The organism is Flavobacterium sp., assembly GCF_039916025.1.
Taxonomy (GTDB): domain Bacteria; phylum Bacteroidota; class Bacteroidia; order Flavobacteriales; family Flavobacteriaceae; genus Flavobacterium.
Window position 1 is genome coordinate 1 of record NZ_JBDSMB010000154.1, and the last position, 16,541, is coordinate 16,541.

Below are 16,541 nucleotides of genomic sequence, written 5' to 3' on the forward strand. Positions count from 1 at the left end.
GCGAATGAAGGTTTGAAGCCAGTATGTTTTTAACCTGATAACTTGGGATTTGGACATCGTTCTGATAGATTCTTCCGTTTTCTAACTTGATTGGTTTAGGCGAAGTATCTCCTAATGTTGGTTTTTGTGCAAACGCACTGAATCCAATTAATAATGTGAATGCAAGAAGTATATTTTTCATGGTTGTTATTTATTATAATTATCAACGGCTTTCCTAACGCTGCCAAATTCTTTTAATAATTGAGAAGCTTTTTCATAGTCAACTGGAATTTCACCCATTATCATTTTCACACCACGATTCACAAGCTTATCATTGCTCAATTGCATATCGACCATTTTGTTTCCTTTGACTTTCCCAAGCTGAATCATCGTTGTGGTTGAAATCATATTCAGTACTAATTTTTGCGCTGTTCCGGCTTTCATGCGTGAACTTCCGGTTACGAATTCTGGACCAACAACAACAACGATAGGAAACTTTGCTGTCAAAGCAATTGGACTTCCTTCGTTGCATGTGATGCAGCCTGTTATAATATTTTTTGAATTGCATTTTTCCAAGCCGCCAATAACATACGGCGTAGTTCCTGATGCGGCTATGCCAATAACCACATCGTTTTCCATTATCCCGTGTTCCTGCAAATCTATCCACGCCTGAAGTTTGTCATCTTCGGCATTTTCAACAGCACGACGAATGGCTTTGTCGCCACCTGCAATAATCCCGTTGACCAAATCAAACGGAACACCAAATGTTGGCGGACATTCAGAAGCATCAACAATTCCTAATCTTCCAGATGTTCCGGCACCTATATAGAAAAGCCTTCCGCCGAGTTTCATTTTCTCCACAGTTTTGGTAACCAATGTTTCGATTTGTGGCAATGCTTTTTCCACAGCAAGCGGAACAGTTTTATCTTCTTTATTGATATTGACTAACAAATCGGCAACCGACATTTTTTCTAAATGTTCGTAGTGCGAGGATTGTTCGGTTGTTTTGGTGAAGGACATTTTTGAGTGGCTAAGGTTCTGAGTTGCTAAGTTACAAAGTTTTATTGTTTCTTAAAGTACGCAATTCTATAATTATAAGGATATTTGACAGTAGTCACATATTCTAATGTGTCGTTCTTTAGATAGAATTTTTCATTAACAAAGTTGAAATATATACCATCACTTTCTCCAGGATTACAGTCTTTCAATGTTGTTTTTCTTATGTAGCTCTGTAGCGGTTTTTCAATAGTATTCCCAAATTCCATCAGAACCTGACAATCTCTTGATGAAAAACTGTTTAGGATTAATGTATCATTTCTAATCTCCCATTTTCCGTTTGAATTGTAGCTTACAGTACATGCTCCTCCATAAAGTTCAAAAGTATGATCGGGTTTAATTTTTAAATAATCTTTATGAGGTATGAATGACTTTCTGGATTCCCACTCTTTGATAAACTTAGAATTTTTATTTACTAAAACTTTTTCTTCTTCTTTTTTACAAGAATTTAAAAAACATATAATTGTTAGTAATAAAAGGAATCTAAGTGTTTTCATAAACGTAAATCTACAAAAAACTCGCCAACAAAATCCCTAAAATAATCATCGTGACTTTAGCAATATTGAATTTGTGTCCTTCGCTGCTTTCAAAGATAATTGTGGATGAAATATGGAAAAGGATTCCAATGACAACGGCAGTTATTTGCGTATAATATTCGTTAAGTATCGGAAAGCTATCGGAAACCAATGTTCCTAAAGGTGTCATTAATGCAAACGTTAGCATAAAGAAAAACAAAGCGGTTTTATTCAGTTCAGCATGAATAAAGAATGTCGTTAAGATAATTGCGATAGGTAAGTGGTGAATCGCAATTCCGAATGCCAAATCGTGATGATGCCCAACAGGAAATCCTTCCAGAAAAGCATGAATACACAAACTGATAAACAATAACCAAGGCATTTGTGTTAGTTTGTCATGACCGTGAACGTGACCGTGTTCGGCACCTTTGGAGAAAAACTCCAAAATGATTTGGAATAAGATTCCACACATGATAAAAATCCCAACGTTTTTGTTATCACTTTCATACACATCTGGCAGCAAATGCATAACGGTCAACGACAATAAAAATGAACCACTAAATGCTAATAAAAGTTTTAGATTTTGCTTTGCCTGTGGTTTAAGCAACAAGGCAATTAAATAACCGATAAGTACTGAAAGTAAAGGTAATAAATAGTTCATGTTTATTTGGTTATACGGTTATTTGGTTATTCGGAATCTGCTGACAAATAACCGAATCCACAAATCACCAAATCCACTTTATTTAAAAATCATTATTAAACGTTCGCTGGTGTTTTTATGAAATTTTTTAAGCTTGTAATCTCCAAAAGTATCCAATAAATAAATTCCGGTTTCGTCCATCATGTTCTGAAAATCTTCCAAAGTGTAGGCTCTGACTTTTTCGGTGAAATGAAAAACTTCGCCTTTATCTTCAAAATCAATTTCTTTAATGATAAAACCATCGATTACAAAGCGTTTGATATGAAACGTAATACCATCAACTTCTTTGCTTTCTTCCGGAATTAAATTATCTATCACCACTTGTGAATTCATAAAATCAATAACAGCAAACCCATATTCAGAAAGGCTTTCTTTGATAGCCACCAAAGTTTTTATATCATCTTCTCTGTTATCAAAATAACCAAAGCTGGTAAACAGATTGAAAATAGCATCAAACTTTTCATCATAAGGTTCACGTTTATCATGCACGACAAAATGCAAAGTGTCATTGGTATTTTTATTGGCTTCAGCTATACTGTTCTCAGATAAATCGGCACCAACAACATCAAAACCTAATTGGTTGAGATAAATTGCGTGTCGTCCTTTGCCACAAGCGAGGTCAAGCACTTTTGCTTTTTCAGGCAGGTTTAAATAATGCGTGAGATTATCCATGAATAGCTGTGCTTCACGGTAATTTCTGTCTTTGTAAAGTATGTGATAATAAGGCGTGTCAAACCAGGAGGAATACCAATTTTCTGATTTGGGATTTACGATTTGGGATTTGCGATTTATTGGTGTAGACATTTATTCTTTTCAAATGAATTCTGAACGTGCAAATTTAATGTATTTTTGCCGAAGTTATGGCAATTGAATATTGATATTGCTATTGAAATTGATATTGAAAATGGAGAATTTTAAAATGATTGCCAAAACCTTTTTTGGTTTTGAAGAAATATTAGCGAAAGAATTACAGCAATTAGGCGCGCAGGATGTCGAAATTGGCACACGTGCTGTGAGTTTTAAAGGTGACAAAGGATTTATGTACAAAGCCAATTTGTCTTTGCGTACAGCCTTAAAGGTGTTAAAACCGATTTATTATTTCAAAGCGACTAATGACCAGAATTTATACAAAGGCATTCAGGGAATTGATTGGTCTAAATATATCGGCGACAATCAGACTTTTGTGATTGACACTACGATTCACTCGGATAATTTCAAACATTCACAGTTTGTTTCTCAAAAAGCAAAAGATGCGATTGTTGACCAGTTCCGTGAGAAGACAGGACAACGCCCAAGTGTTGACAAAGATTTCCCGGATTTAAGAATTAATATTCATATCGACAGAGACCAGGTTTCGGTAGCGCTTGATACTTCCGGTGCTTCGTTGCATCATCGTGGTTACAGAACAGCAACGAATATTGCTCCGATAAACGAAGTTTTAGCAGCAGGAATGTTGTTGCTTTCGGGTTGGGATGGAAGTTCAGATTTCTTAGATCCAATGTGTGGCTCGGGAACTTTATTAGCTGAAGCCGCTATGATTGCATGTAATATTCCGGCTAACATCAACAGAAAAGAATTTGCTTTCGAAAAATGGAATGATTGGGACAACGATTTGTTTGATCAGATTATTGATGCGTTGATGAAGAAAACGCGTGAATTCCATTATACCATTACAGGTTATGACAAAGCACCAAGTGCCGTTCAGAAAGCAAAAGACAACGTTCAGAATGCAAATCTTGATGAATATATCACCATAAATCAGATGAGTTTTTTTGACACTAAAAAAGAAAACTCCGGACCACTGCATATCGTTTTCAATCCGCCATACGGAGAACGTTTGGATATTGAAATGGAGCGTTTCTATAGAGAAATTGGTGATACGTTGAAGAATAATTATCCGAATACCAATGCCTGGTTTATTACGGCAAATCTGGAAGCTTTGAAATTTGTTGGACTTCGGCCATCACGTAAAATCAAGCTTTTCAACGGAAGCCTGGAAGCGCGTTTGGTGAAATACGAAATGTACGAAGGCAGCAAGAAAGGGAAGTATATGAACTTAGAAGAAGAATAATTTTCAAATTACTTTTTGCTCAATTTCCAATTTAGATATTCGTCGCCAAGGCCTAAATTCAAAAAATTATTGTTTTCCAATATTTTCTGTGAAGCAATGTTTGACGGATCAGTTTGAGCTATAATCGATTTTACATTTTCCTGTTCAAAAGCCCATTGTGAGATAGTGTTCACAGCTTCAATCATATAGCCTTTGTTTTGAAAAGCAGTTATAAGTTCCGTAACCAATTTCAATTTCGCCTTCTTCATTTGGTGGCCCTTTGAAGCATAAATCGCCAACCATGCAGTTTTGCTCTTTGTCTATTATTGTCCAAAAAGTGTAGAATAAATAGTCTTTTGGCGTTTCTTCAATGGCAGGTAATAATTTTGTAGTGATAGCATTTTTCACCCTTTCATTGATTGTTCTGGGAATAGGAATTATAGTTAAGCCAAGTTCTTTTTCAAGAACATTCTCCGCAATTAAATAGTTTTCCAGTTGAATTTTAGTAAGTGCAATTAGTGAAATCCGTTTTGTTTCTAATTTCATTTGCTGAATGTGCTATTTTCCTTTTTTGGCATCGTAATCAATCGCATTAACAATCATTTTCAATTGATTCGCATCGATACGTTTGGCTTTGATAACCTTATTTTTATCCAAAACATAAATCACAGGAGTAGAATAAACATCATATTTCTCAACAGCATTGTTATAATGTGCTCCGTCGTAAACGTTAATCCATGGTAATTTGTGTTCGGCGATATATTTCAGATACTTGTCGCCTTCGTGCTGCATATAAACGCTATACACTTTTACATCTTTCTTTTCTTTTAACAGATCATTATACTGTTCAAGTAATATTGGAACTTCCTTTTGGCAATGGCTGCAATCAACATCCCAAAAAATCAATACAGTATAATCCGCTTTGACATCGCTTAATTTGACAAAGAGTTTGGCAACTTCATTGGCATTTTTATAGTAAACGTTGGTCATTTCTTCACTGTTTTTGGCGTCTTCAAATCCCATGGCTTTCAACTTCGGAAAGTCTTCAGCCTGTGTCATAAACAAATCCATAGCAGTAGCTCCAACCAATAGTGGTTTTAATTTATCGGCACGTTTTATAATTTTTTGAACAACTTCATTATCGTCATAAATACCATCGGCTTTTCCTGTTTTAAAATAATTGTCAGACATGTGCACAAACACTTTGTCAAATCCCATCATTTTGGAGGTTTCATAAGTGTACGTGAAATGAGCCAATAAAAGTTTGTATGTCAGGCTTCCTTGCTTGGTTTTGCTCATGATTCTGTCAATTTCCACAGCAACAGAATCGGGATGCGTTACGACAACCGATTCGAAATACCTTTTCATTTTATTATTTAAAAAAGGATTTCTAACAATGCCATCGTCTTTGAAATCAACATTGTCCCAATAGTGTTTTTTGTAATATTTGTATACCTGAAGGCTGTCTGGTCTTCCGTTAGACGCTTTTGGAATGTCTTTGAGTAGTTTTTCTACTTTCAGATTCATCACATCAGCAATATAAGTTCCTTTGTGGTCGACAATAAACTTCTCTTCAAAATCGTTGATGTTTTTTTCGAGGTCTTTTGCTTTCTTGTTTAATGCCAGGGTATCTTTTTTGGTTTCTAATTTTGTAGTTTGCTTATAGGCCTGAAAATCTTTGTTTTGCTGATTAATATATTGAACATAACCAAAGAATTCATTTTCCAGTGGCGAATTCAATGCTGTCAATTCTTTACCAATATTCTGACTTGCTTCGGTTTTGAGTTCAAGCTTTTGGGTATTGTCATCAATAAAGAAATCAAAGTAGATAGCTTTTCCCTGGCTTACCAAAGAGTAGATTCCTTTGTCCAGTTTTCCTTTTCCTTTAAAAACAATCTTTCCGTTTTTGATAGAGGTGCAGGTATCCTTGATTAACGTTTTATCAAATTGGTAAAAGGTCAGATAGGCGATGGAATCAGTACTGTTTTTTAGGTTGATGGTAATCTCATAACCCGATTGGGCAACGGCAAATAACGAAGAGAAACAAAAGACAGTGGCAAGTAGCAATTTCTTCATAAACAAACTTATGTTTTTTCTTTAAAATGAATTTAGATGGTCAAAAATAATGCATTTTGTAAAGAAATGGAACATTGAATTTTTAAAGTTTACTTAAAATTGATTCGGTTATCTTAATTTGACTAAAGGATGATTCAATCCGTTGACTATGTTTTTTACTACCTGATATCTATCAAGGCTTTCGAAAAGCTTGGTCAGATTCCTAAAGCCATAACTTCTTGGATCAAAACTTGGTGATATTTTACGCAGATTGGTTCCGATGTTTGAAATATAAGCTTCATCGTCTTCATTAGCAGAGATGTCAAAAGCTTTGTTAATGATAGAAAGGTTTATTTTGGAAGTAGTATCTGTTTCTTTTGCAGCTATTTCCTTTGTACTCGTTTTCTTTTTAGCAATTGGTTTAGTTTCAGGTTCAATGATAAGGTTTTCGGTGAACGTAAAGATTTCACAAGACTGGACAAACGCACTTGGTGTTTTCTTTTGCCCGATTCCCATAACGAAAAGTCCTTCTTCTCTAATCCTTTTGGCTAGGCCGGTATAATCGCTGTCACTCGAAACGATGCAGAAACCTTCTGTATTTTTGCTATGCAAAATATCCATAGCTTCAATAATAAGCGAGCTATCGGTAGAGTTTTTACCTGTTGTATAAGCAAATTTTTGAATAGGGCTTATGGAATATTGATTGATGATATCTTTCCAGCCATTCATTTGTGATTTTGTCCAATCGCCATAAATTCTTCTGATAGTAGCTTTTCCATACTTGGAAACTTCTTCCAGAATTTCTTTTATTAATTTGGGTTGGGCATTATCGCCATCGATTAAAACGGCTATATTAAACTTTGTGTTGTCCATTGTTGGTTTATTTTCTGGAAATAAAGATATACTTTTTAAGCAACTTATGAAGATTATTGGTTATCCTACTTCACGAACGCCTTTTAAAAACAACCAGCGCATGAATACCTTTTCACCATCCGGAGTTTGCACGGCCTGGAATTTAGGTGCTGTAAGTGTTCCAACTACAAACGCTGTTATTGGAATAAATAAACCTTTTAGTTCCGTATATTCCATTATCAAGAAACGAAACAAAATGAATAGTATTGCGAAACAAACAAGATTATAAAGGAAAGATTTTACTTTTTTTGACATGGTGTTTTAATTAGGAATTGAGTTAATTTGGTTATTTGATGATTTGCAAAAATAAGAATCAAATTACCAAATAACCACATCCACAAATAAACTACTTTTTCTTCTTCTTAGGTTCTTTTTTCTTAGCTTTCTCTTTAGCTTTTACTGTTGCTTTATAGAAAGGAATGAAGTAAGAAACAGTATAATTGAATCCGACACCAAAGTCGCCATTATACGTTCTGTTAAAGCCTGGAATATAGAGATTGTCAAAGTTATTAGGAAGCTTTTGAGACATCAGTCGTTTCACGTTAAAGCTGAAACCTACGAAGACATTGTTAAATACTTCGGCTTTCATACCTGCAACAACTTCTATCCATTGTGCTGATAAACCATTGAATTCTTCACCTGAGATGATTACAGGTGATTCTCCAAAATAAAGATTAGGATTATAGACCTGATAGCTATTTAAGGTTTGGCTAAAACTACTTGCACCATAGCGCAAACCAACAGAAATAATATTTTCCATATTTCCCCAATTCTGAAAAGAATTGTAATCAAATCCCACTTTTAGGTAAGTTCCTTTTGTAGTGAAATTGACTTGGTCGTCATCAACAGTTTTGTCTTCATTACCGATTTCGGCGGCCAAATAATGCCTGCGCGTCACACGATAATCTCCAACAAGTTCCAATCCGCGATAATCTGTTTCATAAAACGAACGCGTTAGTTTGAATAAATCTACACCCAAACGCAAACCATAACGCTCCATTTTTGGTGGAATGCTGTCTTTTTTTACAGTAACGCTGTCTTTCTTGGCAGTGGTTTTTTCTTGTGCATTGCCTAAAAATGAAAGCAATACCAAAGCAATACTAAAAGTAAATTTTGATATGTGTTTCATTTTCGGTTTCAATGTTAGTAGTTTGTATATTGATGTCTTGTATCCAAAAAGTGTCCGCTGGGACAGCATCCGTTTTGATAACACCATTTGGAGTTGGATTAAGTTCAAAAATGGTTTTGTAACCACATGCTCTGGAAACAAAAACGTTTTGACGGCTGTAATTAAATTGCAGAAAGTCTGTATTTGTACCAGTCGAACTTGTGCTGTTTAGTATCAAAGTATATTTGGTAGTATCTTGTGTAATATTGAGTGGCAATTCAATTTTATTTCCATTAAAAAGATACCTGGCGGGATCAGTTTCCAATAGTGCCGTATTAAAAACTATAAAATCATCGGCTCCTTGACCCTGAACCTTTAAGTTTATAACATTCCTTAAATTCGCCGGGTTAGCAATATCATAAAACTCCAATATTAATCGTGGAGTAGTTTCGTCTATGCAGATATCGTCCTTTTCACAACCTGAAAAAGTGAAGGCAATCAATAATAAAATAAGTACTTTTTTCATTTAAAATTTATAATTCAAAATTTAGAATAATTCTATCTCTTCTCCAAAAGTACAACATTTTCCACATGATGCGTTTGCGGAAACATGTCTACAGGACGCACACGCGTTACTTTGTACATTTCATCCATCAACGCTAAATCTCTGGCTTGTGTTGCCGAATTACAACTGACATACACAATCTTATCAGCACCAATTTTCAGCAATTGTTCAACAACATCTTTGTGCATTCCATCGCGTGGCGGATCCGTAATGATAACATCCGGCTGACCGTGCTGTGCAATGAAATCATCATTGAATACATTTTTCATATCACCAACATAAAACTCACAATTGGTAATGTCGTTGCGTTTGGCATTTTCCTTTGCATCAATAATCGCTTCAGGAACCGCTTCAACACCAATTACTTTCTTTGCTTTTTTGGAAACAAATTGTGCAATGGTTCCGGTTCCGGTGTATAAATCGTAAACGACTTCATTGCCTGTCAAACCTGCAAATTCTCTTGTGATTTTATATAATTCATACGCTTGGTCTGAGTTGGTTTGGTAAAACGATTTGGCATTGATGCTAAACTTCAAACCCTCCATTTCTTCCAGAATATAATCTCTTCCTTTGTATAATTTTATGTCCTGATCGTATAGCGTATCGTTGGCTTTGCCGTTGATTACGTATTGTAGAGAAGTAATTTGCGGAAACGTTGCGTCGATAAAATCCATCAACAACTCACGTTGCTTCTTATCTTCCTGAAAGAACTGAATCAGCACCATGATTTCTCCGGTTGATGCTGTTCTGATCATTAGCGTACGTAATAAACCTTCGTGATTACGTGCATTAAAGAATGGCATATCGTTTTCAACAGCAAATTCCTTTATTGCATTACGAATCGCATTTGATGGATCTTCCTGTAAGTGACATTTCTCAATATCCAGAATCTTATCCCACATTCTCGGAATATGAAAACCAAGAGCAGGCTTTTTGCTTAGTGATTGGTCTTCAGATTTGATTTCAGTTTCGTTTAACCAACGCGTATCCGAAAACCCAAACTCCATTTTGTTTCTGTAGAAGAATTGTTTCTCCGAACCCAATATTGGTTCAAAGTCCGGCAACTCAATTTTACCAATGCGTTTCAGATTATTATATACTTCCTGATTCTTGTAAAACAACTGTTGCTCGTATTTCATATTCTGCCATTTGCAACCGCCACAGGCACCAAAGTGCTGGCAAACAGGTTCAATTCGGTTTTCAGAATAGGAGTGGAACTTGATGGCTTTGCCTTCAAAATAGGATTTTCTTTTCTTCAAGGTTTGCACATCCACCACATCGCCGGGAACGACGTTTGGTATAAAGATGACCTGCCCTTCGGGTGCTTTAGCTACTGATACGCCTTTGGCACCAGCATCCAAAACAGTTATGTTTTCAAAGATGACTTTGTTGGTTTGTTTTCTTCCCATGGCGCAAAAGTAATTATAAATTAGGAATTAGGAATTACGAATTACAAATTAGGAATGCCATATTTTTCACAATGTCCGAAGATGTCCGGTTATGTCCGGTTGGTCTGTTTTTTTAGGGGTTTTGTTCGGTCTTTGTTCGGTATTGCTTCGGAGTCGCTTCAGAGTTAATGCCAAAACTCCGAAGAACGTCCGAAGAAAGGGTGGATGAAGATGGGAGAAATGCAGAAAAAATAATTTTAAAAGTTGTTGTAAGGATTTGGTATATTTGAGGAACGGAAACTAATAACCATGCAAACCCACTTAGCCCTTCTTCGCGGTATCAATGTCTCAGGACATAAAATGATTAATATGGTAGCTTTGAAAAAAGCACTCGAAGCTATTGGTTTTCAAAATGTGGTGACTTATATCCAATCGGGAAATGTATTTGTCGATACTGAGGAAGAAAGTCCGACTAAAGTCGGTTTTCTGATTAAACAGGAAATCTTTAAAGAATTTGGACACGATGTTCCGGTAATTGTGATTGGCAGAGAAGATTTGCAGGCTTGTTTAGACCGAAACGGATTTCTGAATGATGAAGGCGTTGATTTGAAAAAACTGTATGTTTCGTTTATTTCTTCGATGTTGCCCGATAATATGATTACCCAACTCAATCTTAACTTTATAAAACCCGACGAAATTCAATTGGATGGTAAACGTATTTATCTGAAATATGATATTTCTCCCGCCAAAACGAGACTCGATAATAAATGGATTGAAAAAAGCATGAATGTGGTTTCTACAACTCGTAACTGGAACACGGTGAATAAACTACTAGAGATGTACAAGGAAAAATAGTATTTGTCTTTCCCGCGAAGGCGGGAAACCACCTCCACATTATGGATTCCGCCTTCGTGGGAATGACAAATGCAAGTATAATAAATAACAATAATTCCGTAACTTTAGCTTCAGATTCTATTACTAAATTTACACAAATTTTAAACAACAAACTATCATGAAAAGAAATGCAACCGCAGTCTGGAAAGGCTCTCTGAAAGAAGGAAAAGGAGCGCTTACTACACAAAGTACAGTATTAAATAACACCCAATATTCATTCGGTTCGCGTTTTGAAGAAGGCGTTGGGACGAATCCGGAAGAACTTGTTGCGGCAGCGCATTCAGGTTGCTTTACAATGCAGCTTTCCGCTTTTATAACCGAAGCCGGATTTGTAATTGAAAGCATTCAAACCAAATGTGAAATCGATTTTCAAAACGGAACTATCGTTGGTTCACATTTAACTGTCGAAGGCAAGGTTGCCGGAATATCAAATGAAACTTTTCAGGAATTAGTAACCAAAGCAGAAAAAAACTGTCCGATTTCAAAATTATTAAATACCGATATTACTTCATCAGCAACCTTGTTGTAAGTAATTGCAATTATAAATTCTGAGCCTCATTTCTTTTTTTGGAATGAGGCTTTTTAATGGTTTTAAAATGTAAATTAGCGCTAAATAAATTCCAGTATGAGTTCCAAAGCAACGTTCAAAAGCACCATTTCAGGTTTAGAAGCTCCTGAACACGATAAAATTTCCTGTCAAAGCATCCGTGGTCCAATCCTTAATTTAATAAAAGAAGATCATCCCGATTTGGATATGTCAAAAGAGATAACTGTCGGCGAATTGAATATCTACAGAGAAAAATATATTTCAAAGTTCCTAAAATCAGAAGTTGGCGAGTTGAGTGTTTTGCATAAAAATGTAATCAGAGCCTTAGCAGAAGACAAATCACTGGTTAACAAAGTAGAAGACGAACCGGATAACCGGACTTTTGGGCAAAGATTAGCCGATAACGTGGCTGACTTTGGTGGCAGTTGGACATTCATCATTTGGTTTTTTGTAGTCATTATGGTTTGGATTGGAGCTAATGTTTGGCTCTTGCTGAACAAAGGATTTGATCCGTATCCGTTTATATTGCTGAATTTGATTTTGTCTTGTTTGGCATCGTTACAGGCGCCGATAATCATGATGAGCCAAAACCGTCAGGAAGAAAAAGACAGAGAACGCGCCAAAAAAGATTATATGATAAACCTAAAATCAGAACTGGAAATCAGAATGTTAGATGACAAACTAGATCATTTAATCATGCATCAGCAACAGGAATTGATAGAAATACAGAAAGTTCAGATTGAAATGATGAATGACATTTTGAATAGACTTGAGAATAAAAAATAATTACGAATTTGAAATTACGAATTACGAATAGAATAATAAGTAGTAAGATTGAATGTGTTGGGATTATTAATTAGTGGCGCTTTAAGTTGAGTTAACAATTCGTAATTTATAATTCGTAATTCGTAATTAAATTTTACTTTTGTCAATGGATGATTTCTCTCCAAAAGAAGGAATTGATATTTTATAAAAATCCGGAATGAATTCGGATTAAAAAAGAAAAATTATGTCAGTTTTAGAAAAAATGAGTTCTGCTGAAGCTATTGCTTTAGAAAACAAGTATGGTGCGCACAATTATCATCCGTTACCGGTAGTTTTAAATAGAGGTGAAGGTGTTTATGTTTGGGATGTAGAAGGTAAAAAATATTACGATTTCCTTTCAGCATATTCTGCCGTAAATCAAGGACATTGTCATCCAAAAATTGTTGGTGCCATGATGGAACAAGCGCAAACTTTGACGCTTACATCCAGAGCTTTTTACAATGATAAATTAGGAGTTTACGAAGAATACATTACTAAATATTTTGGTTTTGATAAAGTATTGCCAATGAATACTGGTGCCGAAGCTGTGGAAACTGCTTTAAAACTTTGTAGAAAATGGGCTTACGAAGTGAAAGGAATCAACGAAAACGAAGCACAGATTATTGTCTGTGACGGTAACTTCCACGGTAGAACAACGACTATCATTTCGTTTTCTAATGATGAAAATGCCCGTAAAAACTTTGGTCCATATACAGCAGGTTTTATTAAAATCGCTTACGATGATATCAATGCTTTAGAAAAAGCAATTACATCTTCTAAAAATATTGCAGGATTTCTTGTTGAACCAATCCAGGGTGAAGCCGGAGTTTATGTGCCAAGCGAAGGTTATCTGGCGAAAGCCAAAGCATTATGTGAAGCAAATAATGTGTTATTCATTGCTGACGAAGTCCAAACCGGAATTGCCCGTACAGGAAAATTATTGGCAGTAAACCACGAAAACGTTCAACCTGATATTTTGATTTTGGGTAAGGCAATTTCTGGTGGAGCGTATCCTGTTTCGGCAGTTTTGGCAAATGACGCAATTATGAACGTAATCAAACCTGGCCAACACGGTTCTACTTTTGGTGGAAATCCGATTGCTGCTGCTGTAGCTATGGCTGCTTTGGATGTTGTAAAAGACGAAAAGCTTTCTGAAAATGCAGAAAGATTAGGAATAATCTTCCGTGCTGAATTGGCCAAATACATTGAAACATCAAACATAGCGACTTTAGTTCGCGGAAAAGGTCTGTTGAATGCAGTTGTAATCAACGATACCGAAGAAAGCGAAACCGCATGGAATATCTGTATGGCGTTACGCGATAATGGATTATTGGCAAAACCAACTCACGGAAATATCATCCGTTTTGCGCCGCCTTTAGTGATGAATGAAGAGCAATTATTAGATTGCGTTGCTATCATCATCAAGACATTAAAGCAATTTGAAAAGTAAATATCAACCCTTTTTATAAACCAACCAAAACCTTTTTATTTATGGAAAACCAAAACAATTTAGTATTAAACGAACAAGCAGTAGGTGCTTTAAGAGAAAGCGCCAAATGGTGTATGTTTTTATCAATTCTTGGATTTATCGGAATCGCTTTTATGATTATCGCTGGCTTATTTATGTCGGTTGCCATGTCGGCAATTGGCAATAATCCTGCTTTTGGCGGTGACGCAATGGGTCCTTTAGGAGCAGTTAAAGCATACTTCGGAATTATATATATCGTAATTGCTGCCTTGTATTTCTTCCCAATTTATTATTTGTACAAATATGCAACGGGCACAAAAAGAGCTTTAGAATCAAGCAATAGTGATGTTCTTTCAGATGCTTTAGTTAATTTAAAATCACATCATAAATTTTTAGGAATTACAGCTATTGTTGTTATCTCATTATACATTTTAATTATTGTTATTGCATTAATTGTATTCGCAGCTAGTGCATCAGGCGGGGGAATGCATTAATATTAAAATATAAGTATTTAAAACCAGCTAATTTGGCTGGTTTTTTTTATTTTTGGAATGTAAAAAAAGATACTAAACTTCTGAAATGAATTCAGAACAAGTAAATTCAGCATAAATGAAAAAACTAGTAATACCTTTTATGCTTGCCGCGATTATTGTTGGCCTGTATGAGCAATCAAAAGAGAAACCCAACGTTTATATATTATGTATTGCTATAGTAATATTTATGTATGGCGTCATGAAATTAAGCGCCAAAACACCAAGTAAGAATCAGGAAGAAAAAGAAGAAGACAATGTTGAATAAAGGGGATAAGGTTTCGGTTTTAGATGATGCTATTGATGGAATTGTTGTTGAAATCAATGGTTCTGAAGTGACTATTGAAACTACTGATGGTTTCAATCTGACATACAAAGCCAGCGAATTAATTAAGATTGGCAGCGGCAATGCGATGAATTTTAGTTTTAACAAAAGCCAGGTAATTAGCGAAAAAGAAATTCCAAAACCAAACTATATCAACAAAGAAAAGAAACCCAAAAAAGAGATTCCGCCACCAGAGTTTGATTTGCACATTGAGAAGTTGGTCAAAAATTATAAAGGCATGAACAACTACGACATCCTGACTTTACAAATGGAAACCGCCAAACGTCATGTCGAATTCGCAATCCGCAACCGAATTCCGAAGATAGTTTTTATACACGGCGTTGGAGAAGGTGTGCTGAAATCTGATCTTGATTTCCTGTTAGGCCGATATGACAATATTGTTTTCCAAGATGCTAATTATCAAAAGTATGGACAAGGTGCAACGGAAGTTTACTTTAAGCAGAATGCAAAGTAATTAGTGACTAGTGAAGAGTAATTAGTTGTTATTTAATTTCTTTTTCCTTGTAATAATTGATTAGTAAATCCACAAACTTGCTATAGCTTTCCAAGCCATCTTTTTGCTGGTTTGCCTTTAAGAATTGGTCATAAAATGCGTGAAACCCTTTGTCAATAAAGGTGTCGTATTGTTCCCAAAAAAGCTCACTTTCTTTATAGTTCTTCAGAATTCCTTTGTTGACTGTTGGAAGCAACGCGTTGAATCTTTCTTCATCTTTCATAATTACGTTTTCCAAACAATAACGCAGCGCCACACTATAAGCAGCATACTTAAAATACAAATCATCGTTTTTAATACAGGCCATAAAACCAATAAAGTTGCATTCGCTTTCGCTGGCAAAACCGATTTGATGCGCCATTTCGTGGCAAATTACATTCGGGAAACCATACATTGGCACTTTATAATTCACTTGTGATTCATTGGTAAACGGATTCAAATAACCGCCAAAACCCATATAAGTCAATGGCAAACTGAATAGCGACTTCTTCCGGCTCGGAATTTCGTACTTGAAAAAAGGATATGCTGCGGCCAGATTATTATAACCATTTTGTGTGATTTTAAAAATGCTATCCTGCGAATACGGATTGCTTACTTTCTGATTTTTGTTGTGCGTAATCGCGAATTGCACTTCGTTGGTTTTGGCAATCAGCTTTTCGGTAAACGCATATAAATCTTCATTGGAATATTCTCTTTTGATATTCATTTTTTCAAACAACGGCACACGATAATAATTAAATGCCCAAAGCAGATGGAATACGAAATAGAAAATAGAAAGGCCACTTAACACTTTCAAAAGATTGTCTTTCCATTGATTACGCCATGTTTTTCTGGCTTTCCAGATTGAAATCAGCAAATAAATAATCAGGATTGCATAACCAATATCACCAACAGAAAACGGAATAGAACCTAAAATAAACCGCTCGACTTTTGACGTAAAAACATACATTCCATTGCTGTAAAAACGTTCAACAACTTCGGGGAAGAATGCCAAAACCTTCAGGAAAATGATTTGGAATAACAGAAAAAGAGGAAGTATATACTTGCGTTTCACGTTGCGGATTTAAAATGTAAATATAATCACAATCTCTATTTATAAAGCAATTTTACTTTGTAACTTTGGGACTTTGA

Annotated in this window: 22 protein-coding genes; 8 read left to right on the top strand and 14 right to left on the bottom strand. The window is 35.5% G+C overall.

Features of this window, described 5'->3' with window-relative positions; all coding sequences use genetic code 11:
* From ABIQ27_RS11880 to ABIQ27_RS11900, 5 genes are all read right to left on the bottom strand, one after another.
* On the bottom strand, positions 1–181 hold a 181-nt coding region (locus ABIQ27_RS11880), incomplete at its 3' end, for a hypothetical protein (RefSeq protein ID WP_348034115.1).
* 5 nt (positions 182–186) lie between these two features.
* Positions 187–999 (bottom strand): N-acetylmuramic acid 6-phosphate etherase, encoded by an 813-nt coding sequence (gene murQ, locus ABIQ27_RS11885; RefSeq protein ID WP_348034116.1) that lies wholly within the window; start codon positions 997–999, stop codon positions 187–189.
* A gap of 41 nt (positions 1,000–1,040) precedes the next feature.
* On the bottom strand, positions 1,041–1,532 hold the full coding sequence (locus ABIQ27_RS11890; protein WP_348034117.1) for a hypothetical protein: 492 nt from the start codon (positions 1,530–1,532) through the stop codon (positions 1,041–1,043).
* Positions 1,533–1,542: 10 nt separating this feature from the next.
* Positions 1,543–2,211 carry a ZIP family metal transporter gene (locus ABIQ27_RS11895; protein WP_348034118.1) on the bottom strand — a complete coding sequence of 223 codons (669 nt, stop codon included), beginning with the start codon at positions 2,209–2,211 and terminating at the stop codon, positions 1,543–1,545.
* Between the two features lie 78 nt (positions 2,212–2,289).
* Entirely contained in the window at positions 2,290–3,054 is a 765-nt protein-coding gene (locus ABIQ27_RS11900) for a methyltransferase domain-containing protein (protein WP_348034119.1), read from the bottom strand.
* Between the two features lie 100 nt (positions 3,055–3,154).
* Here ABIQ27_RS11900 and ABIQ27_RS11905 point away from each other — a divergent pair, with 100 nt between their 5' ends.
* Positions 3,155–4,321 carry a THUMP domain-containing protein gene (locus ABIQ27_RS11905; protein WP_348034120.1) on the top strand — a complete coding sequence of 389 codons (1,167 nt, stop codon included), beginning with the start codon at positions 3,155–3,157 and terminating at the stop codon, positions 4,319–4,321.
* Positions 4,322–4,329: 8 nt separating this feature from the next.
* Here the strand turns inward: ABIQ27_RS11905 and ABIQ27_RS11910 are convergent, their stop codons facing one another.
* From ABIQ27_RS11910 to rlmD, 8 genes are all read right to left on the bottom strand, one after another.
* A complete protein-coding gene (locus ABIQ27_RS11910) occupies positions 4,330–4,506 on the bottom strand; it encodes a GNAT family protein (RefSeq protein ID WP_348034121.1) in 177 nt (58 codons plus the stop codon).
* Positions 4,499–4,846, bottom strand: coding sequence for a hypothetical protein (locus ABIQ27_RS11915; RefSeq protein WP_348034122.1), 348 nt, complete (start codon positions 4,844–4,846; stop codon positions 4,499–4,501). The genes ABIQ27_RS11910 and ABIQ27_RS11915 overlap by 8 nt, the downstream gene beginning before the upstream one ends.
* Positions 4,847–4,858: 12 nt before the next feature.
* Complete coding sequence (locus tag ABIQ27_RS11920) at positions 4,859–6,376, bottom strand: thioredoxin-like domain-containing protein (protein WP_348034123.1); 1,518 nt, start codon at positions 6,374–6,376, stop codon at positions 4,859–4,861.
* Positions 6,377–6,484: 108 nt separating this feature from the next.
* Positions 6,485–7,228, bottom strand: a complete 744-nt coding sequence (locus tag ABIQ27_RS11925; protein ID WP_348034124.1) for an NYN domain-containing protein — start codon at positions 7,226–7,228, stop codon at positions 6,485–6,487.
* Positions 7,229–7,288: 60 nt separating this feature from the next.
* Positions 7,289–7,522, bottom strand: coding sequence for a hypothetical protein (locus ABIQ27_RS11930; protein ID WP_348034125.1), 234 nt, complete (start codon positions 7,520–7,522; stop codon positions 7,289–7,291).
* A 91-nt stretch (positions 7,523–7,613) separates the two neighbouring features.
* Positions 7,614–8,396 carry a DUF6048 family protein gene (locus ABIQ27_RS11935; RefSeq protein WP_348034126.1) on the bottom strand — a complete coding sequence of 261 codons (783 nt, stop codon included), beginning with the start codon at positions 8,394–8,396 and terminating at the stop codon, positions 7,614–7,616.
* Positions 8,368–8,901 carry a DUF6452 family protein gene (locus ABIQ27_RS11940; RefSeq protein WP_348034127.1) on the bottom strand — a complete coding sequence of 178 codons (534 nt, stop codon included), beginning with the start codon at positions 8,899–8,901 and terminating at the stop codon, positions 8,368–8,370. Before ABIQ27_RS11940 ends, ABIQ27_RS11935 begins: the two co-directional genes overlap by 29 nt.
* A 32-nt stretch (positions 8,902–8,933) precedes the next feature.
* Positions 8,934–10,349 carry a 23S rRNA (uracil(1939)-C(5))-methyltransferase RlmD gene (gene rlmD, locus ABIQ27_RS11945; RefSeq protein WP_348034128.1) on the bottom strand — a complete coding sequence of 472 codons (1,416 nt, stop codon included), beginning with the start codon at positions 10,347–10,349 and terminating at the stop codon, positions 8,934–8,936.
* A gap of 288 nt (positions 10,350–10,637) precedes the next feature.
* On the opposite strand from rlmD, the gene ABIQ27_RS11950 reads away from it, so the two are divergent.
* The 7 genes from ABIQ27_RS11950 (at position 10,638) to ABIQ27_RS11980 (ending at position 15,371) form a co-directional block, all read left to right on the top strand.
* Positions 10,638–11,183, top strand: a complete 546-nt coding sequence (locus ABIQ27_RS11950) for a DUF1697 domain-containing protein (protein ID WP_348034129.1) — start codon at positions 10,638–10,640, stop codon at positions 11,181–11,183.
* 157 nt (positions 11,184–11,340) lie between these two features.
* A complete protein-coding gene (locus ABIQ27_RS11955; RefSeq protein WP_348034130.1) occupies positions 11,341–11,751 on the top strand; it encodes an OsmC family protein in 411 nt (136 codons plus the stop codon).
* A gap of 96 nt (positions 11,752–11,847) precedes the next feature.
* Positions 11,848–12,555 carry a DUF1003 domain-containing protein gene (locus ABIQ27_RS11960; protein ID WP_348034131.1) on the top strand — a complete coding sequence of 236 codons (708 nt, stop codon included), beginning with the start codon at positions 11,848–11,850 and terminating at the stop codon, positions 12,553–12,555.
* Between the two features lie 223 nt (positions 12,556–12,778).
* A complete protein-coding gene (rocD, locus tag ABIQ27_RS11965; RefSeq protein WP_348034132.1) occupies positions 12,779–14,023 on the top strand; it encodes an ornithine--oxo-acid transaminase in 1,245 nt (414 codons plus the stop codon).
* 41 nt (positions 14,024–14,064) lie between these two features.
* A complete protein-coding gene (locus ABIQ27_RS11970) occupies positions 14,065–14,535 on the top strand; it encodes a DUF5362 family protein (RefSeq protein WP_348034133.1) in 471 nt (156 codons plus the stop codon).
* A gap of 115 nt (positions 14,536–14,650) precedes the next feature.
* Complete coding sequence (locus tag ABIQ27_RS11975) at positions 14,651–14,839, top strand: hypothetical protein (RefSeq protein ID WP_348034134.1); 189 nt, start codon at positions 14,651–14,653, stop codon at positions 14,837–14,839.
* Positions 14,829–15,371 carry a Smr/MutS family protein gene (locus ABIQ27_RS11980; protein WP_348034135.1) on the top strand — a complete coding sequence of 181 codons (543 nt, stop codon included), beginning with the start codon at positions 14,829–14,831 and terminating at the stop codon, positions 15,369–15,371. Before ABIQ27_RS11975 ends, ABIQ27_RS11980 begins: the two co-directional genes overlap by 11 nt.
* 28 nt (positions 15,372–15,399) lie before the next feature.
* Here the strand turns inward: ABIQ27_RS11980 and ABIQ27_RS11985 are convergent, their stop codons facing one another.
* Positions 15,400–16,464 (bottom strand): DUF3810 domain-containing protein, encoded by a 1,065-nt coding sequence (locus tag ABIQ27_RS11985; RefSeq protein ID WP_348034136.1) that lies wholly within the window; start codon positions 16,462–16,464, stop codon positions 15,400–15,402.
* Positions 16,465–16,541 lie beyond the last annotated feature (77 nt).

Excerpts from the sequence above, each read along its gene's own strand:
- ABIQ27_RS11935 (WP_348034126.1), bottom strand. The coding sequence starts at position 8,396 with ATGAAACACATATCAAAATTTACTTTTAGTATTGCTTTGGTATTGCTT.
- ABIQ27_RS11905 (WP_348034120.1), top strand. The coding sequence starts at position 3,155 with ATGGAGAATTTTAAAATGATTGCCAAAACCTTTTTTGGTTTTGAAGAA.
- ABIQ27_RS11895 (WP_348034118.1), bottom strand. The coding sequence starts at position 2,211 with ATGAACTATTTATTACCTTTACTTTCAGTACTTATCGGTTATTTAATT.
- ABIQ27_RS11980 (WP_348034135.1), top strand. The coding sequence starts at position 14,829 with ATGTTGAATAAAGGGGATAAGGTTTCGGTTTTAGATGATGCTATTGAT.
- rlmD (WP_348034128.1), bottom strand. The coding sequence starts at position 10,349 with ATGGGAAGAAAACAAACCAACAAAGTCATCTTTGAAAACATAACTGTT.
- ABIQ27_RS11975 (WP_348034134.1), top strand. The coding sequence starts at position 14,651 with ATGAAAAAACTAGTAATACCTTTTATGCTTGCCGCGATTATTGTTGGC.
- ABIQ27_RS11925 (WP_348034124.1), bottom strand. The coding sequence starts at position 7,228 with ATGGACAACACAAAGTTTAATATAGCCGTTTTAATCGATGGCGATAAT.
- ABIQ27_RS11960 (WP_348034131.1), top strand. The coding sequence starts at position 11,848 with ATGAGTTCCAAAGCAACGTTCAAAAGCACCATTTCAGGTTTAGAAGCT.
- ABIQ27_RS11950 (WP_348034129.1), top strand. The coding sequence starts at position 10,638 with ATGCAAACCCACTTAGCCCTTCTTCGCGGTATCAATGTCTCAGGACAT.
- murQ (WP_348034116.1), bottom strand. The coding sequence starts at position 999 with ATGTCCTTCACCAAAACAACCGAACAATCCTCGCACTACGAACATTTA.
- ABIQ27_RS11915 (WP_348034122.1), bottom strand. The coding sequence starts at position 4,846 with ATGAAATTAGAAACAAAACGGATTTCACTAATTGCACTTACTAAAATT.
- ABIQ27_RS11900 (WP_348034119.1), bottom strand. The coding sequence starts at position 3,054 with ATGTCTACACCAATAAATCGCAAATCCCAAATCGTAAATCCCAAATCA.
- ABIQ27_RS11920 (WP_348034123.1), bottom strand. The coding sequence starts at position 6,376 with ATGAAGAAATTGCTACTTGCCACTGTCTTTTGTTTCTCTTCGTTATTT.
- ABIQ27_RS11910 (WP_348034121.1), bottom strand. The coding sequence starts at position 4,506 with ATGATTGAAGCTGTGAACACTATCTCACAATGGGCTTTTGAACAGGAA.
- rocD (WP_348034132.1), top strand. The coding sequence starts at position 12,779 with ATGTCAGTTTTAGAAAAAATGAGTTCTGCTGAAGCTATTGCTTTAGAA.
- ABIQ27_RS11955 (WP_348034130.1), top strand. The coding sequence starts at position 11,341 with ATGAAAAGAAATGCAACCGCAGTCTGGAAAGGCTCTCTGAAAGAAGGA.
- ABIQ27_RS11930 (WP_348034125.1), bottom strand. The coding sequence starts at position 7,522 with ATGTCAAAAAAAGTAAAATCTTTCCTTTATAATCTTGTTTGTTTCGCA.
- ABIQ27_RS11970 (WP_348034133.1), top strand. The coding sequence starts at position 14,065 with ATGGAAAACCAAAACAATTTAGTATTAAACGAACAAGCAGTAGGTGCT.
- ABIQ27_RS11940 (WP_348034127.1), bottom strand. The coding sequence starts at position 8,901 with ATGAAAAAAGTACTTATTTTATTATTGATTGCCTTCACTTTTTCAGGT.
- ABIQ27_RS11890 (WP_348034117.1), bottom strand. The coding sequence starts at position 1,532 with ATGAAAACACTTAGATTCCTTTTATTACTAACAATTATATGTTTTTTA.